At 51.0% G+C, this 16,431-nt stretch carries 15 protein-coding genes and 1 pseudogene; 8 read left to right on the top strand and 8 right to left on the bottom strand.

Annotated features, from left to right (window positions below; translation table 11 throughout):
- Positions 1-116: 116 nt before the first annotated feature.
- The 3 genes from speD to I2123_RS20045 form a co-directional block, all read right to left on the bottom strand.
- Positions 117-911, bottom strand: coding sequence for an adenosylmethionine decarboxylase (gene speD / locus I2123_RS20055; protein ID WP_112167420.1), 795 nt, complete (start codon positions 909-911; stop codon positions 117-119).
- A 28-nt stretch (positions 912-939) separates the two neighbouring features.
- Complete coding sequence (gene speE, locus I2123_RS20050; RefSeq protein WP_112167421.1) at positions 940-1,815, bottom strand: polyamine aminopropyltransferase; 876 nt, start codon at positions 1,813-1,815, stop codon at positions 940-942.
- A 189-nt stretch (positions 1,816-2,004) separates the two neighbouring features.
- A complete protein-coding gene (locus tag I2123_RS20045) occupies positions 2,005-2,352 on the bottom strand; it encodes a YacC family pilotin-like protein (protein WP_056777109.1) in 348 nt (115 codons plus the stop codon).
- Between the two features lie 193 nt (positions 2,353-2,545).
- Between I2123_RS20045 and cueO the strand changes: the two genes are divergently transcribed.
- Both cueO and hpt read left to right on the top strand, forming a co-directional pair.
- Entirely contained in the window at positions 2,546-4,150 is a 1,605-nt protein-coding gene (gene cueO / locus I2123_RS20040) for a multicopper oxidase CueO (protein ID WP_213051358.1), read from the top strand.
- A gap of 129 nt (positions 4,151-4,279) precedes the next feature.
- Entirely contained in the window at positions 4,280-4,816 is a 537-nt protein-coding gene (hpt, locus tag I2123_RS20035; protein WP_112167423.1) for a hypoxanthine phosphoribosyltransferase, read from the top strand.
- Between the two features lie 165 nt (positions 4,817-4,981).
- Here the strand turns inward: hpt and I2123_RS20030 are convergent, their stop codons facing one another.
- The gene (locus tag I2123_RS20030; RefSeq protein WP_213051357.1) at positions 4,982-7,483 is read right to left on the bottom strand and encodes an autotransporter outer membrane beta-barrel domain-containing protein; all 2,502 of its coding nucleotides are present in this window, start codon (positions 7,481-7,483) and stop codon (positions 4,982-4,984) included.
- A gap of 632 nt (positions 7,484-8,115) precedes the next feature.
- Here I2123_RS20030 and I2123_RS20025 point away from each other — a divergent pair.
- The 3 genes from I2123_RS20025 (at position 8,116) to I2123_RS20015 (ending at position 10,231) form a co-directional block, all read left to right on the top strand.
- The gene (locus I2123_RS20025) at positions 8,116-8,607 is read left to right on the top strand and encodes an Hcp family type VI secretion system effector (RefSeq protein ID WP_047607110.1); all 492 of its coding nucleotides are present in this window, start codon (positions 8,116-8,118) and stop codon (positions 8,605-8,607) included.
- A 33-nt stretch (positions 8,608-8,640) separates the two neighbouring features.
- Entirely contained in the window at positions 8,641-9,093 is a 453-nt protein-coding gene (locus tag I2123_RS20020; protein ID WP_244879859.1) for a DUF2778 domain-containing protein, read from the top strand.
- 394 nt (positions 9,094-9,487) lie between these two features.
- Positions 9,488-10,231, top strand: coding sequence for a toll/interleukin-1 receptor domain-containing protein (locus tag I2123_RS20015; protein WP_213051355.1), 744 nt, complete (start codon positions 9,488-9,490; stop codon positions 10,229-10,231).
- Positions 10,232-10,236: 5 nt separating this feature from the next.
- Here I2123_RS20015 and I2123_RS20010 read toward each other — a convergent pair.
- Positions 10,237-11,580, bottom strand: a pseudogene (locus I2123_RS20010) (replication endonuclease); the annotation flags it as partial.
- Positions 11,581-11,626: 46 nt separating this feature from the next.
- Between I2123_RS20010 and I2123_RS20005 the strand changes: the two are divergent.
- Positions 11,627-12,409: a phage integrase gene (locus I2123_RS20005; RefSeq protein WP_244879858.1), complete on the top strand. Its 783-nt coding sequence runs from the start codon at positions 11,627-11,629 to the stop codon at positions 12,407-12,409.
- Positions 12,410-12,557: 148 nt separating this feature from the next.
- Here the strand turns inward: I2123_RS20005 and can are convergent, their stop codons facing one another.
- Entirely contained in the window at positions 12,558-13,214 is a 657-nt protein-coding gene (gene can / locus I2123_RS20000) for a carbonate dehydratase (protein WP_112167425.1), read from the bottom strand.
- 133 nt (positions 13,215-13,347) lie between these two features.
- Between can and I2123_RS19995 the strand changes: the two genes are divergently transcribed.
- Positions 13,348-14,271: an ABC transporter ATP-binding protein gene (locus I2123_RS19995; RefSeq protein WP_112167426.1), complete on the top strand. Its 924-nt coding sequence runs from the start codon at positions 13,348-13,350 to the stop codon at positions 14,269-14,271.
- Complete coding sequence (locus tag I2123_RS19990; protein WP_112167427.1) at positions 14,271-15,041, top strand: ABC transporter permease; 771 nt, start codon at positions 14,271-14,273, stop codon at positions 15,039-15,041. Before I2123_RS19995 ends, I2123_RS19990 begins: the two co-directional genes overlap by 1 nt.
- Positions 15,042-15,078: 37 nt before the next feature.
- Here I2123_RS19990 and panD read toward each other — a convergent pair whose 3' ends face one another.
- Both panD and panC read right to left on the bottom strand, forming a co-directional pair.
- Complete coding sequence (panD, locus tag I2123_RS19985) at positions 15,079-15,459, bottom strand: aspartate 1-decarboxylase (RefSeq protein WP_112167433.1); 381 nt, start codon at positions 15,457-15,459, stop codon at positions 15,079-15,081.
- Positions 15,460-15,563: 104 nt separating this feature from the next.
- A complete protein-coding gene (gene panC / locus I2123_RS19980; RefSeq protein WP_213051354.1) occupies positions 15,564-16,418 on the bottom strand; it encodes a pantoate--beta-alanine ligase in 855 nt (284 codons plus the stop codon).
- Between the last annotated feature and the right edge of the window lie 13 nt (positions 16,419-16,431).

Here is a 16,431-nt window from a genome sequence, read left to right as displayed (position 1 = left end):
CTAATCGAGTTTTAAAGCCTGATCATTATTTCTCTGTTATTCAAATAAAGAAAAGGCCTGACATTTTTGCGAATGTCAGGCCTTGGTTTGTTATTTCTGCCACGGGTTTGCGGGTATCACACCGCAGGCAGATTGCGACCGTAATAGATTTCCTGCATTTCTTTGTACAGCAAGTCCGTGATCTCTTTACGTTCCTGCGCGCTCAGCTCTTCCGGTTTGGCATTGAACAGATAATGCTTAAGATCGAATTCTTTCAGCAACATCTTGGTATGGAAGATATTTTCCTGATACACGTTGACGTCCATCATGTCGTACAACGCTTTCATGTCCTGAGACATGAAATTTTGGATCGAGTTAATGGAGTGGTCGATGTAATGCTTCACGCCGTTGACGTCGCGGGTGAAACCGCGGACGCGGTAATCAATGGTGACGATGTCAGATTCAAGCTGATGGATGAGATAGTTCAACGCTTTCAGCGGAGAAATCACGCCGCAGGTTGAGACTTCAATATCGGCGCGGAAGGTGCACAGGCCGCCTTCGGGATGGCTTTCCGGATAGGTGTGCACGCAGATGTGGCTTTTATCCAGGTGCGCGACCACGGAGTTCGGCAGCGGGCCGGGATGTTCGGTGGTGTCCACGTCGCGTGGATCGACCGGCTCTTCGCTCACTAAAATCGTGACGCTGGCGCCCTGTGGTTCGTAATCCTGACGCGCAACGTTAAGGACATTTGCACCGATGATCGAACAGGTTTCGGTGAGGATCTCGGTTAACCGGTTGGCGTTATATTCTTTGTCAATGTAGGCAATGTAGCCATCACGATCGTCTGCGGTTTTGGCGTAGCAGATATCGTAGATACAAAAACTCAGGCTTTTGGTCAGGTTGTTGAAGCCATGCAGTTTCAGTTTTTGCAATTTAGTTCACCCCCTCATGGATGCAGTATCAGCGCGCAGCTGACAGGGCATTCAGTAAATACTGTGGCAGGGCAAAGCTGCCGTGATGAATAGCCGGATTGTAATAACGGCAAGTGATGCCTGCGTCGTCGAAACGCGCCTGCAAGGTCTGGCTGTCAATCTGGCGATATTCCGGGCTGTTGGTCGCCCAGGCAAAGGTCATGATGCCGCCGTAATAGGTCGGGATCGCGGCCTGATAGAAACTGACATCACTGAAATAGTGGCTCAGTTTGGTGTGGCTGTTGACCGCTTCATCCTGCTGGAGGAAGCAGACGCCGTTCTGCGCCACAAATATGCCTCCCGGCTTCAGACAGCGGGCACAGCCTTCGTAGAACGCCGAAGTGAACAGGCTTTCTCCGGGACCGATCGGATCGGTACAGTCGGAGATGATCACATCGAAAGTATCAGTGGTCTGATTGACGAAGTTCACGCCGTCGTCGATAACCAGATTGAAACGGGGATCGTCATAGGCACCCGCGCTATGGTTCGGCAGATACTGGCGGCAAAATGCCACCACGCCCGCATCGATTTCGACCATAGTGATCGCTTCCACACCTTTGTGGCGGCACACTTCGCGCAGCATTCCGCCGTCGCCGCCGCCGATGATCAACACTTTTTTGGCATTGCCATGCGAGAGCAGAGGCACGTGGGTCAGCATTTCGTGATAGATAAATTCATCACGTTCGGTCGTTTGCACCACGCCGTCGAGCGCCATCACGCGGCCGAGCGCGGCGTTCTCGAAAATGACCAGATCCTGATGATCGGTTTTCTCGCGGTATATTTCTTTTTCGACGCTAAAGTACTGGCCAAAATTGGCGTGCAGCGTCTCGAACCATAATTCTTTGGATGACGGGTTCCTGGACATCTGATACTTCTCCTGAGCCTTCGCAGCCATAAAAATGGGCGCACATGATAGCTAACTCTGCCGGTGCTTGCACGGTGGGATTTCAAGCAGGGCAATGTGAGTCCAGTGTAGTTCAGTCAGGGAAAGCCGGGAGGAAAGCGGAGAAATGAACAGGCTCCGGCATCAGAATGACGGAGCGCAAGGCAGAAATCAGTTGGTGTAGGCCAGCAGGCTCAGTGAATCCCGCGCCAGCGATTTACATTTGGTCGGCTTCGGCACAGCGATACCGCTCAGATCGCGATAGCTGTCTTCACCCATCGCCTGCATATTGAAGCTGTTGTAATTGCTCAGATCCCAGCGGTTTTGCTGAGCGAAGAAGACGATCGCCCGTTTTATCTGGGTATTCGGCAACTGTTCGTAGCCGCAGTTATTTTTGAGAAAGACGAAAACAGCGGTCAGATCCGCCAGATCTTCCGCTTCAGACTCACTCAGCGCCTGGCTGGCGGAGGAGAAGCCAAGCAGTGACAGCAACAGCAAACACAGTGTTGTTCTTTTCATGGGCGTGTTCTTGTTCTTTTAGATAGAAAGAAAATGAGAAAGACTCGGCTCAAACGAAATTAAAATGACGTTAACATATTAGCACAAAGGGGCACCAAATTTTTTCTGCCGTGCCAGTCACTTGACCTTCCCCCTGGGGCAGGGTTTAGGCTGAGGCACGATTATGGCAATTTTCCGATCATAAGGACTGAACATGAACCGTCGCGATTTCGTAAAGTGGACGACCCTGGTGGGCGCCGCCAGCACGCTTCCCGGCTGGAGCCGCTTCGCGCTGGCTGACAGCCGCCCGGCACTGCCGATCCCCGCGTTACTGGAACCCGATGCCCGCAGCGCCATCACGCTGACGTTACAGCGCGGCCAGAGTCAGTTCTTACCGGGCGTCACGACTGAGACATGGGGCGTGAATGGCAATATTCTCGGTCCGGCGCTGCGCATCCGCCGTGGTAAAGCTGTCAACGTGACGGTCAACAACCGTCTGAGCGTTCCGAGCACCGTTCACTGGCACGGGCTGGAGATCCCCGGTGACATCGACGGCGGTCCGCAAGGATTGATCGCCCCTGGCCAGAGCCGCAGTCTGAGTTTTCAGCTGGATCAACCTGCATCGACTTGCTGGTTCCACCCGCATCCGCATCAGACCAGCGGTTATCAGGTTGCGATGGGGCTGGCCGGTATGGTGCTTATCGAGGATGAAGCCAGCGATATGCTCCAGCTTCCTAAACGCTGGGGCGTGGATGATATTCCGGTGATTTTGCAGGATAAACGCCTCAACGATGCCGGGCAAATCGATTACCAGATGGATGTGATGACCGCCGCCGTCGGCTGGTTCGGGCAACATATGCTGACCAACGGAGCGGTTTATCCGCAGCACGGCATCTCACGCGGCTGGCTGCGCCTGCGCCTGCTCAACGGCTGCAACGCGCGCGCGCTGCATCTCGCCACCAGCGATCGCCGTCCGATGTACGTTATCGCCAGCGATGGCGGTTTTCTGGCCGAGCCTGTGAAGGTGACTGAGCTGCCGATGCTGATGGGCGAACGGTTTGAAGTGATGATCGAATGCAACGATGGCAAAGCGTTTGATCTGTTGACGCTGCCGGTGAAGCAGATGGGCATGACGCTGGCGCCGTTTGACAAGCCGCTGCCGGTACTGCGCATCCAGCCGACGCTGACGCAAAGCGGCGGTACATTGCCGGATTCGCTGATTAAATTACCTGAGCTGGTGTCTGCCGATAACCTGCCGACCCGCTGGCTGCAACTGATGATGGATCCGCAGCTCGATCAGCAAGGCATGGCCGCGCTGATGGCGAAATATGGTCACAGCGCAATGGCCGGAATGAGTATGGATCACGGCGGCGGCGAGATGGCCGCGATGCCGGGGATGGCCGGGTCGGATCACGACGCTCACGGCAGTATGGCCGGTATGGACATGAGTAAATCCTCCGGCAAATACGATTTCATGCAGGGCAATAAAATCAACGGCAAAGCCTACGATATGAATGCGCCAGCGTTCGATGTCAAACAAGGGCAGTACGAGAAATGGACGATTTCGGGCGAAGGCGACATGATGCTGCACCCGTTCCATATCCACGGTACGCAGTTCCGTATTCTTTCTGAAAATGGTCAGCCGGTCGCGCCGCACCGTCAGGGCTGGAAAGATATTGTGCGCGTCGAAGGTGCCCGCAGCGAAGTCCTGGTACGTTTTAATCATCTGGCCGATCAGCAGCACGCGTACATGGCGCACTGTCATTTACTCGAGCACGAAGACACCGGCATGATGCTCGGGTTTACGGTGTCTGCGTAAAATCCGCATTGCCCCGGCACGCTGCATTACCCCTCGCCGCGTTATTTGTTATAATCCTTTCCGCTTCAAGGTCGCCGTTTTACCTAAAAACGGCGATAAATATTCTTAAATCAGGTGGTTAGTCTTTATATGAAACATCGCGTAGACGTCATGATTTCCGAGCAGGAAGTCAAAACCCGAATTGCCGAGTTAGGCCGTGAAATCACCGAGCACTACCGCGACAGCGGCAGCGAAATGGTGCTGGTTGGGCTGCTGCGCGGTTCCTTCATGTTTATGGCAGACCTGTGCCGCGCCGTTGATGTGCCGCACGAAGTCGACTTTATGACTGCCTCCAGCTACGGCAACGGCATGTCCACCACCCGCGACGTTAAAATCCTGAAAGACCTCGACGAAGACATTCGCGGTAAAGACGTGCTGATCGTCGAAGACATCATCGACTCCGGCAACACGCTGAGCAAAGTGCGTGAACTCCTGCAACTGCGCGGCCCTAAATCACTGGCGATCTGTACGCTGTTGGATAAGCCCGAGCGTCGCGAAGTAGAAGTGAAAGTGGAATACGTCGGTTTCGCCATCCCTGACGAATTCGTCGTCGGTTACGGCATCGATTACGCCCAGCGCTATCGCCATCTGCCGTATGTCGGCAAAGTGGTGATGCTGGAGGAGTAATCTCGCCAGTAACAAACAGGCACTATAAAAGGCACTTTTGTTTTGCCTTGGAAAACGATGTTAACTCCATGAATTAAAATTATTTATTCATGCAATGTCCACGCATTGATCACATCGACAAAAAAAGCCCCGTTCTCGGGGCTTTTTGTTTAGTGCATCTTGTTATCAGAAAGCGTAACGCACCTTAACGGCAATGCTTTGGCTGAAGAAGCTGGAGCGTTGCTCTGCATCGTACTGAACCGTGCCGTCCAGTTGGTCAGTGAACTTAGCGCTCACGCCTACGCCCGCCATCCCAATCCACGGGCTTTGTTCCATGCTCTGGTAGGTGAGCGGGGTATCAGGGCTGCCGGTAAATGCGATTCGGTTGGCGCTACGGTCATTGATGGTGTCATACCCCACACCAGCAGTCGCATGCACATTCACAAACTCAGACACCTGTAAACCCAGCTTGGCTTTGGTGGAAACAATCATCGCTTCAAGCGTCTGTCCCTCCACATCCAGACCCAGATCGCTGGCATTTTTCTCGGTGTAGCCTTTGTCCTTGATACTGTAGTAGTCGCCACCCACCATCGGCGTCAGAGTCAAATTGTCCGTCAGATTGAAGATGCTCTGTAAGCCGAGGCCCGCCTGCAGGTTACGGCTGTCATAGCTGGAACGTGCCACGCCGCCAAAAGCCAGGTCAGAGGACGACGGGTTGAGGATGTTCAGGTAGCGATTACCCTCAACTTTGTCGTGGCCGTAGCCCGCTTTCCAGGTCAGGGATGTGGCGGGAGTGAAATCAAAGCTGCCGTAAAGCAGGGTATTCCAGCTTTCAATCTGCGCATCATGGCGGAAATCGTCGGAAGTATCCTGCACATCGGTACGACTGGTGCCCACTGCCACACCCACGCGAGCCTGTTCAAATACCGGTACATCGGCACCAATGGCGATACCACGGGTATCAGATTTATAGCCATCCAGCCCGTCACGTTGTTCCTGGTTATCCCAGCGACCTACCGGTCTGATCCATAAGTACTTCTCGGGGTTGAACTCATCGTAGCGACCCAACTCACGCACCGAATCCTGACGAGAGTCCACAATATTGCCAAAGGCACGCGCATTATTTAACTCGGCATAAGGCAGCATACCGTTCATCAATGGCCCTAACTGCACCACGTTACGGTAAACCTGTTGTGCATTGGATGAGGAGGTGATGGCGCAGACCGTCGCCCCTAACGCACCAGAGCAATAGCTTGAATCGCTACTTCCGGTAGCAACATTGTTACCGTTGCCGCCGGTGTCCGGGTTTGCGCCGGGAAGAGTACCCGGACTTGCACCTGCGCCAGCGGAACTATTTTTGGCTATAATCTGGTCGATTGCGCCACCGATACGGGAAGCCGTCGGTGAGGCGGTTTGCGTGGTGACCGCCGTTTGTACGCTGGTAAGTCCTGTATCCACGATGCGTAATGAGTAACTTGTAGGTGTCACCTCCTGCACAAACTGGAAGCGCAGAGAGTCATCAATCACCGATGTCGGGGTGCCGACAATATTCGAGGAGGTGACCACATCACTCAACAGATCGCCATTGCTAAAGTCCAGGCTGCCATTGGTCACCACAATGGTATTCCCCGCCAGCGATGCCGTTCCGCCAACCTGTAATTGCCCATAATTAGTGGCATTCTCAGCCTGCAGCGCTAAGAAGGCATCTGAAGACTGGCTATAATTGGCGACGCGTGAAGGGGAATTATTATTGAGCAAATCAAACAGACCACTGTTGCTCATATTCGTTGTTGGAGCATCTACTCTGCCAATAATAATGCCTTCGTTATTAATACCGTTAGTAACGGTGCTGGTCTCACTGACACGGATCGCATCCCCTTCGATTGAACCAATAACACCGCGGTTAAGGAGTAAATTGGTTCCGCTGGTATCGTCAAGGGTAATCCCTCCGCGCCCGGCAGCAATAATCCCGTCATTGATAATGCGTGAAACTTGCGCGTTATCCTGCAAAGAAATACCGCTATCTGCCGCTTCGATTATCCCTGCGTTATCAATGGTACCGGTTGAATCACGGCTAAAGTTAATACCATCGTCAGTCTCAGAATAGATAACACCTGACGAGCTGTTTACCACCGCGACATCTTCAGCCGTCGTTGTGGCCGTATCAACGAAGATACCGGAACTGCTCGGACCGCTTGCTGTGATACTTCCGCTATTGTTGATTGCGATGTTCCGACTCTCTCCGGTTACCCAGATACCATGGGACTGAGCACCGGTAGTGGTAATAACTCCATTGTTATTTAAGGTGTTATTGCCGATGTTTGCGTCCAACAGGATCCCTGAACTGACGTTCCCCGTTGTACTTAACCGTCCATTGTTGGTAATGGTGCTATCAAAAACACCAGACAAATGGACGGCGTTGGAATTGCTGCCCGAAGTGCCTATAGAGGCGTCGTTGATTAAAGTGAAGTCACTGAGGCTCTCTAAAGCCACACCATCACTGGTGATAGCGTCTGTTGTAATATTGCCCTGATTTTGAAGGCGGCTGAATGGGGTATCGAAATAAAAAGCAGGCGTATCCTGCGCAGTAATAGCAATTTGCGTACGAGGAGTAATCGTCGCTGTGATACCACTAGCATCAGTGAATGATTGCGGCGTATTAATTATTCCATCACAGATTATGCTCACGTTATTCCCTGTTGCGGGAGTACAGGCTGCCAGAGCATTCACAGTGTTAAATAACCCACAGCTGCCAGCGATCCCACTTAAGAGAAAAAACTTCATTTTTGTTTTCAAATATTTATCCTTCCCCAGAAAAATTAAGCATTAAATATAACGAACAAAAAGGGTGTAGAACCGCCCTATGAGCAATGCTCATTAGATAATATATTAGGCGAGTAAACGGTAATCGCCAGCCAAATGCCCTATTGATTATTCACGCGGAAATCATGTGGGAATGATCTCCTCCCTGAAAAAAGTGCCAGTCTAAACTGAATTATCCTGTCTTTCTTTCATCTCACGTTCGTCATGATCGCAATCTGTAGATGTGGCCAATTTGGCAATTAACGCGATCCTCTCCAACAATGCAGCCGTTTGTAATCCTTCCATTCCCACCTTATTTAACTGTGTATTTATACAGTATACTAAGTTTTTTCCGATATGATTTCCATATATTTCTGGATGTTAAGCATGGCAATTATCTGTCACCTGAATGCTTTGCCTGCAAAATGGACAATCCCTGCCTTGCGGTAAAAGTCCATATTGTTCAAGTGGTTTTTTGGGTGTATGTTTTCCCTACAAAACATAAGGATTTTTTAACAATGGCTATACCAGCGTATTTATGGTTGAAGGATGACGGCGGAGCAGATATTAAAGGTTCTGTCGATGTGAATGGACGTGAAGGTTCAATTGAGATTCAAGGTTTCGGGCACTCTCTGCATCTTCCAACTGACGGGGCTACAGGCAAGATCACCGGCACACGTATACATGCGGCATTAGGTTTTGAAAAAGAATTCGACAGCTCTAGCCCTTATCTCTACAAAGCAACCGCCACCGGCCAAACCCTCCAATCTGCCGAGTTTAAATGGTACAAAATCAACGATGCAGGACAGGAAGTTGAGTACTTCAACATGTATCTCGAAGGCGTTAAAATTGTATCAATCTGCCCAACAATGCACCACATCAAAAACCCAGCCTTCGAGAAACATAACCACAACGAAAGTGTTGAGCTTCGCTATGAAAAAATCACATGGAAATATTGTGACGGCAACGTAATTTTTGCCGACGCCTGGAATGAAAGAGTGACAGCTTAAATGGCTCTTAATTGTAGCTTTGTGCTGAATGGCATGGAAACTTCCATTTTAAGCTGTGCAGGAGTCGGCAATTTCCCTGCGTTCTCAGGTCGAATGGTTGGACGAAACAATCCTACATTAACCAATGTTTCAATGACTGGAGCCTTACCAACGGGGCGCTATTTTATTGTCAGTCGGGAGTCTTGGGGACGCTTAGGGAGCTTACGTATGGCTGCCTTGAAATACTATTACGGGGCAGGTCGGGAAGAATGGTTTTCACTTTATCGTGATGATGGAAAAATCAATGATGACACATTCATTGAGGGTGTAAAACGTGGGAATTTCCGCCTTCATCCCATCGGGCCACAAGCTTTAAGTGAAGGCTGTATCACAATGACGGCACTTGCAGATTTTGATTATCTAAGAGCTGCATTGTTAAACACATCGATGATCGGCGTGCCGGGAACCTCACTGAGGGCTCACGGTATTATGAAAGTAACAGTGTAATGAAATGGGTCAAACGGTTCTTTGCTGCTGTGGGTTACGTACTGATATTTATTGTCTTTTTTACTTTATATACTCAGGTAATTGATAACTTCATCACTGAGGACGCAATGCACTACTTTGCATGGTTCTTTGGTATCTATGATGCAGAGGGAATTTTAGACCTATACCAAAATACAGCGATGTTTGTCTCAGCCTTGTTTGCTATAGGGACGACTTTGCTATGTCGTCTATATATCCGGCAACAATTAAGAACAAGTTGATCAGCAACCAATCTATAAAACTTTGCTGATACCGACAGATTAACACAGTTAAATACAGCTATATTAAACGATTTTATAGTTGTATCGATTACATTAGCTGATAACTCGTATCAAATCTTTATCCAAGGACCCCCATGTCGACTCCAAAAGCCTTTATTTCTTACTCACATGACACCCAAGAGCACAAAAAATGGGTTCTCGACCTTGCAACCCGCCTAAGAAACAATGGTGTTGATGCTATTCTGGATCAATGGGATCTGAAGCCAGGTGATGACCTCCCCCGCTTTATGGAACAAGGTTTAATTTCCGCTGATAGGGTACTAATGATCTGTACTGATAAGTACGTTGAAAAGGCTAACTCAGGTGCGGGAGGTGTCGGATACGAAAAGATGATTGTCACAGCCGACCTACTAAAGACAATAGACTCCAATAAAGTTATCCCATTGATTCGTCAAAGTGGGAGCTCTGACGTTCCACACTTTCTCCGATCCAAACTATTTTTAGATTTTTCGCTACCAGGTCAATTCGAATTTTCGTTTGATGAACTTGTTCGGTCTTTGCACAACGCACCTCTCTATGAAAAGCCACCAGTTGCGAATAATCCATTTGTGCCTGTTTCTCAAACCCCACCGAATCGTACAGGTGATGGTGTACTGAAGGTGATGAAGATAATCATTTCAAAATTCGAAAGGCAAACTAACGATTATGTATTTTATTCCGAGGTAGTAGGAGAGGCACGTATGTCCAGGATCATGTTAGATGTCTATCTTGAAGAGGCGAAATCTCTGAAACTAATTACTCAAGATAATGAAAGAGATATTTGGCTAACGAATATTGGTAAGCATTACGCAATTCAACATAAAATAATTAAACCTTAACAATATCAATTTGAAGTCGGGTCAAAACTTCGCTGCGCCTTGCTGACTCTCGGCGTTTCTTCACGTATGCGCGCCACAATCGCCCTCACGGCGGCTGTGTCTGTCCAGTCAATAACTCGCAGATTGTCAGAATTAGACGTTGTAGCGGTGCCCTCATCCTGGCTACCACGCCAATTTGTGGCCTGTCTCTTTCCACCTAACCCACAGTTATTGACAGGACTCCGAGGCGCGCCGGAGGCGCTTTTTAAGGTCAAAACCTCAACGTCAACGGCAGAAGAAACGATCCGCCATTGTGTTGTACGGGTTTCATAAACACGGGAGTCGCCGAGGTGAGGCGCGAAAATACCGACAACCTTCTTCACTTCCTCATCGTATGCGTTCAACTCATCAGCAACGCGGCGGGCGACACGCACAGTCTGATCGTCGCGTGGTACATTAGCGCCGCCCTGGGCTGACATGTACGCCATAAAGTCACCGGCATCAGCTGCTGCGCGAACGGCTTCCACTTCTTCGTCAAAGGTTTCAGTCAGACTGATGGAACGGATACGGCGGCACTCACGATATGAACCCATGGTAGGCAGGCCGATAGGATGAAACTGCGGGATACGCCAGGTAGCAGCCCAGGCAGTAACAGCGGCAGCAGAATCTGTCAGCAGCTCGCCGGTTTCGTGGTCCCGCTCGCCTTCCAGGGCGTAACCGTCGATGTTCTTTGCAATGTATTTGGCGATATAGCCAGCCGCGCCGCCACGGTTCAGATGCTTACAGTCAAAGCGGTTCTTTGCCGCACCGCGCTCGTCACCGTCTTCTTTCATGGCGTATTTGCGCATGATATCGATCACCTGCTGCCGCATGGCAGGTTTAGTGAATAGCATCATGCGCCAGTGCGGCGTCGCGTCGTGGTGAGGTTCAACAACGCGCATCCCGTAAACAGACAGACCGTTATCCTTGAACGCGGTGCGCATTTTGCTCCAGATCCCGCACAGATAACGCTGCGCATCTTTCGGGGTATAGGCTTCTTTGTCCCAGGCATGATTTCGCTGAACGCGCTTTTTATCGCCCTTACCCACCATGCGGGTCGGATGATATTTAGAAGGGGTGGTAATCGTCAAAAACATGCCGACATCGCCATTTGCAGCGGCATATTTTTCGGTGCCGGCGATCGTGCTCATTAACTCCATGCGGCGGATTTCAGGATTTGAAATACTCGCCATCACTTTGTCGATCAGACTGAAACGCTCGCCGGTTTCGACGTTTTCCAGGTCACAGCTTTTCAGATAGTCGAGATTCGACAGACGGCGCGCACGTACCTCACGAATAGCCTGCTTACTGGCATAGGGGGAAGCGTCGCGGTTATCCGAGTTGATAGAATTGTGGTGGCTCTATCACGGGCAGAACGTGAAGCACGGCAAGCTCGACAAAGCCAAACTGGAATTCATCTGTAACCTGATGGATGACCCGTGTTCTTTCCAAATTGATAGCCTGGCTATTACAAAATTTAAGTCTTTAAGATTGGCGAAGGGCGTTAAGGCAACGACGGTAAACCGCAATTTGATGTTGCTGAGTGGCCTGTTTACTTACCTGAACGAAGCCGGTTTGTTCCACGCTGAAAATCCGTTGCATGGCGTAACGTTGCTAAAAGGGCAGCTATCATCCATGACTTTTATGTCTGCTGATGAAATTGAAAAGTTGCTGTCAGTTTTGGAAGGGGACAATAAGAGGATTGCGATCCTGAGTTTGAGCACGGGAGGTCGCTGGGGAGAAGTAAGCAGTTTGAAGGCTGAGAACGTCATTAACAATCGAGTGACTTTTCTCAACACCAAAAGTGGCAAACCCAGAACAGTTCCGATCTCTGATGAGGTATGTAAGGAAGTCAAAAATCAGAAGTCTGGATTACTTTTTCCTGATGCTGATTATTTGACCTTCCGGCTGCTATTGAAATCGGTGAAGCCAGACTTACCGAAAGGGCAATCACTGCACGTGCTGCGACATACGTTTGCCACACATTTCATGATGAACGGCGGGAACATAATCACCCTGCAAAGAATTCTCGGACACGCGAATATTAACCAGACAATGGTCTATGCTCACTTCGCTCCGGACTTCCTGCAGGACGCCATTTCCTTCAATCCACTGACGGGAAAAGCGGGGCTGGAGTGTCCATATAGTGTCCACACCTAAGCATCTTTATAGGGTTTGTAGCTGCTTACACCGCATATAACTCATTGATTTATAGTGATCTTGGTGTAAGTGCAGGAAAAATAAATGATAAAAAAGGCACATTTTTGTGCCTTTTCTTTTTTGAATTTCTGTAGAGTGGTGCGGCTTGTTACTTCGGATTACCGTTGAGCAAGGCGGAGACACCCAGACGGTAACGCTGTTCAAGGGTTTCGCGGCTGGTGGCGTCAACTTCGAGGTTGCGCAGGCGTCCGTCCTGAATGCCGTAAACCCAGCCGTGCAGCGTGACTTTCTGGCCACGTTTCCAGGCTGATTGCATGACAGTGGAGTGACCGAGGTTATAAACCTGCTCAACCACATTCAATTCACACAGTTTATCGAGACGCTGGTTCGGGGAAAGCTCGCCCAGCAGTGAACTGTGTTTGTACCAGATGTCACGGATATGCAACAGCCAGTTATTAATCAGCCCCAGCTCCGGGTTCTCAACCGCTGCCTGAACACCGCCACAACCGTAGTGACCGCAAATAATCACGTGTTCCACTTCCAGCACGTCGATAGCATATTGCACCACAGACAGGCAGTTCAGGTCGGTGTGAATCACCAGATTGGCGACGTTACGGTGAACGAAGAGTTCGCCGGGCTCAAGACCCGTCAGCTGTTCCGCAGGAACGCGACTGTCAGAGCAGCCGATCCACAGGAAGCGCGGTTTTTGAGATTGGGAAAGTCGTTCGAAGAAACCAGGATCTTCGTCGATCATGGTCTTGGACCAGTTGGCGTTATTACTGATGAGCTTTTCTATATCATTCATTGAGGTTAATAGCCTGTAACGTGCCAACAGCGATGGAGTAATATAGGGCAATGCACCGCATTTTAAAACTGATTCGACATCTCATTTTGACTCACTCCTACTACAAGATTTTGACAACAAGGTATGTCCCTTTATGAATTATGCATTGGAACTGGAAAAGTTAACCAAAACTTACGCCGGTGGTGTGCAGGCTTTGCGTGGTATCGATCTGCGCGTCGAAGCCGGTGATTTCTATGCACTGCTCGGGCCAAACGGCGCGGGGAAATCCACGACCATTGGCATCATCAGCTCGCTGGTCAACAAAACGGCGGGCAAGGTGCAGGTGTTTGGGTATGACATTGATAAAGACATCGTCAACGCCAAACGTCAGCTCGGTCTGGTGCCGCAGGAATTTAACTTCAACCCGTTTGAAACGGTGATGCAGGTCGTGGTTAATCAGGCGGGATATTACGGCGTACCGCGTCCGCTGGCGCTGCAACGCGCAGAGAAATACCTGACGCAGCTCGACCTGTGGGGCAAACGCAACGAGCGTTCACGTATGCTCTCCGGCGGGATGAAGCGTCGTCTGATGATCGCCCGTGCGCTGATGCATGAGCCAAAACTGCTGATCCTCGACGAACCGACGGCCGGTGTGGATATCGAACTGCGCCGCTCCATGTGGGGCTTCCTCAAAGAGCTGAACGCGCAGGGCACGACCATCATTCTGACCACGCACTATCTGGAAGAAGCCGAAATGCTGTGCCGTAACATCGGCATCATTCAGGGCGGCCAGCTGGTGGAAAACACCAGCATGAAAGAGCTGCTGTCGAAGCTGAAATCCGAAACCTTCATTCTGGATTTAGGGGTGAAAAGTCCACTGCCGGTGCTTGAAGGTTACCGCAGCCAGCTGACAGACACCTCGACGCTGGAAGTGGAAGTGATGCGTGAGCAGGGGCTGAACTCCCTGTTCAGCCAGCTGAGCAAGCAGGGCGTGCAGGTATTGAGTATGCGTAACAAAGCGAACCGTCTGGAAGAGCTGTTTGTCACGCTGGTGAACGGCAGCGAGGAAAAGAAATAATGTCGCAACTGTATTGGGTGGCTCTGAAAAGTATCTGGCTGAAAGAGATTAACCGGTTTGGGCGTATCTGGATCCAGACGCTGGTTCCGCCGGTGATCACCATGACGCTGTATTTTATCATCTTTGGTAATCTGATCGGCTCGCAGATCGGCAGTATGCATGGCTTCACTTACATGCAATTTATCGTACCGGGTCTGATCATGATGGCGGTGATCACCAACTCCTACGCTAATGTGGCGTCGTCATTTTTCAGCGCCAAGTTCCAGCGCAACATTGAAGAGCTGCTGGTCGCCCCCGTGCCAACGCACGTCGTGATCGCCGGTTATGTCGGCGGTGGCGTGGCGCGCGGGATCTGCGTGGGGATTTTGGTCACCGCGATTTCGCTGTTCTTTGTGCCGCTGGTGATCCATTCCTGGTGGGTTATCGCGCTGACGCTGCTGCTGACCGCGATCCTGTTCTCGCTGGGCGGCTTGCTGAATGCGGTTTTTGCGACCACGTTCGATGACATCAGCCTGATCCCGACTTTTGTGCTGACTCCGCTGACCTATCTGGGCGGCGTGTTCTATTCACTGTCGCTGCTGCCGCCGATCTGGCAGGCCGTCTCCAAGCTGAACCCGATCGTGTATATGATCAGTGGCTTCCGCTACGGTTTTCTGGGGATTTCCGATGTGCCGCTGGTGTTTACCATGAGCGTGCTGGTGGCGTTTATCGCAGTGTTTTATCTGCTGGCGTGGTATTTGATTGAACGCGGGCGCGGTTTAAGAAGTTGATTTTTGCTCCTGCCCCTTTGCAGGGGCAGGAATTTAATTACGCCACCTGAACCGGCACGGCTTTCGCGGTGCGTTTCAGCTGGTTTTCGCCCTCAAAATAGGCCACTTTCGGCTGGTGCTGACGGGCGTCTGCATCGGACATCTGCACATAAGAGCAGATGATGAGCAAATCGCCGACGCAGGCACAGCGTGCTGCCGCACCATTGACCGAAATAATACGCGAACCGCGTTCAGCGGCGATGGCGTAAGTTGAGAAACGCTGACCGTTATCAACGTTATAAATATCAATCGCTTCGTATTCCAGAATGCCTGACGCGTCGAGAAAATCCTGATCGATGGCGCAGGAACCTTCATAGTGCAAATCTGCCTGAGTCACGTGAACCCGGTGCAGTTTGCCTTGCAGCATAGTGCGAATCATTGCTTCTACCTTACTGACGTAAAAAGTCTGAGAACCTGCCGGGCCGGATAATAAAAATCTGAATCCCGGCCGGCCAACATCTTTGCCCATTTGACCCGCGCTGTCTACTGCGTCAGATCAACCTGTTGATTATCAATCAGACGCGCTTTGCCGAGCCACGCAGCCATCAGGATCACCGCCGACGTGCTGTCTACCGACAAGTTCTGCAAGGTTTTGGCGTCACGGACAAACAGCTCATCCGGGATAAAGCCCGCCTCGCGCAACTGTTGCGCGGTTTCCTGCAACATCTCATCGATGTGGCGTTCGCCCTGGCTGAGACGATCTGCCAGCGCGTTCATGATTTTATAAAGCTGCGGCGCCGTTTTGCGCTCGTCGCTGGTCAGGTAACCGTTGCGTGAGCTCAGCGCCAAACCGTCTTTTGCGCGCACAGTCGGCACGCCGACAATCTCGATATCGTAACCCATGTCTTCCACCATGGTGCGCAGCAGCGCCAGTTGCTGGAAGTCTTTCTGGCCAAAACAGGCCACCTGCGGCTGTACCAGATTAAAAAGCTTGCTGACGATGGTCGAGACGCCGCGAAAATGCCCCGGACGGCTCGCGCCTTCCAAAATGGTGGAAATCACCGGCACATCGACCTGCGTCTGCGTGCTCAGGCCCTTCGGATACACTTCTGCTGGCGACGGTGCGAAGACCAGATCGACGCCGCGCTTATTCAGCTTCTCGCAGTCTTCCTGCAAGGTGCGCGGATAACGCTCAAGATCGTCCGGGCGTTCAAACTGCATCGGGTTGACGAAAATACTGACCACCACGACGTCGCCGCGCGCTTTGGCTTCATCTACCAGCGTCATGTGCCCTTCGTGCAGGTTGCCCATGGTCGGCACCAGCGCGATACGTTTATTGCTCTGGCGGAAATAACGAATTTCGCGACGCAGCAGCGCCACGCTGTCGATTATCAACACGGATATTGTCCCC

It is taken from the genome of Rahnella inusitata, assembly GCF_018288855.1.
In the GTDB taxonomy this organism is placed as follows: domain Bacteria; phylum Pseudomonadota; class Gammaproteobacteria; order Enterobacterales; family Enterobacteriaceae; genus Rahnella; species Rahnella inusitata.
Note: the sequence above shows the minus strand (reverse complement) of the source record. Positions and strands in the feature narration are given on the sequence as shown.

Coding starts and splice junctions, on each gene's coding strand:
- speE (WP_112167421.1), bottom strand. CDS start 1,815: ATGTCCAGGAACCCGTCATCCAAAGAATTATGGTTCGAGACGCTGCAC.
- panD (WP_112167433.1), bottom strand. CDS start 15,459: ATGATTCGCACTATGCTGCAAGGCAAACTGCACCGGGTTCACGTGACT.
- I2123_RS20020 (WP_244879859.1), top strand. CDS start 8,641: ATGGAAACTTCCATTTTAAGCTGTGCAGGAGTCGGCAATTTCCCTGCG.
- I2123_RS20045 (WP_056777109.1), bottom strand. CDS start 2,352: ATGAAAAGAACAACACTGTGTTTGCTGTTGCTGTCACTGCTTGGCTTC.
- I2123_RS19990 (WP_112167427.1), top strand. CDS start 14,271: ATGTCGCAACTGTATTGGGTGGCTCTGAAAAGTATCTGGCTGAAAGAG.
- I2123_RS19995 (WP_112167426.1), top strand. CDS start 13,348: ATGAATTATGCATTGGAACTGGAAAAGTTAACCAAAACTTACGCCGGT.
- hpt (WP_112167423.1), top strand. CDS start 4,280: ATGAAACATCGCGTAGACGTCATGATTTCCGAGCAGGAAGTCAAAACC.
- cueO (WP_213051358.1), top strand. CDS start 2,546: ATGAACCGTCGCGATTTCGTAAAGTGGACGACCCTGGTGGGCGCCGCC.
- can (WP_112167425.1), bottom strand. CDS start 13,214: ATGAATGATATAGAAAAGCTCATCAGTAATAACGCCAACTGGTCCAAG.
- I2123_RS20025 (WP_047607110.1), top strand. CDS start 8,116: ATGGCTATACCAGCGTATTTATGGTTGAAGGATGACGGCGGAGCAGAT.
- I2123_RS20015 (WP_213051355.1), top strand. CDS start 9,488: ATGTCGACTCCAAAAGCCTTTATTTCTTACTCACATGACACCCAAGAG.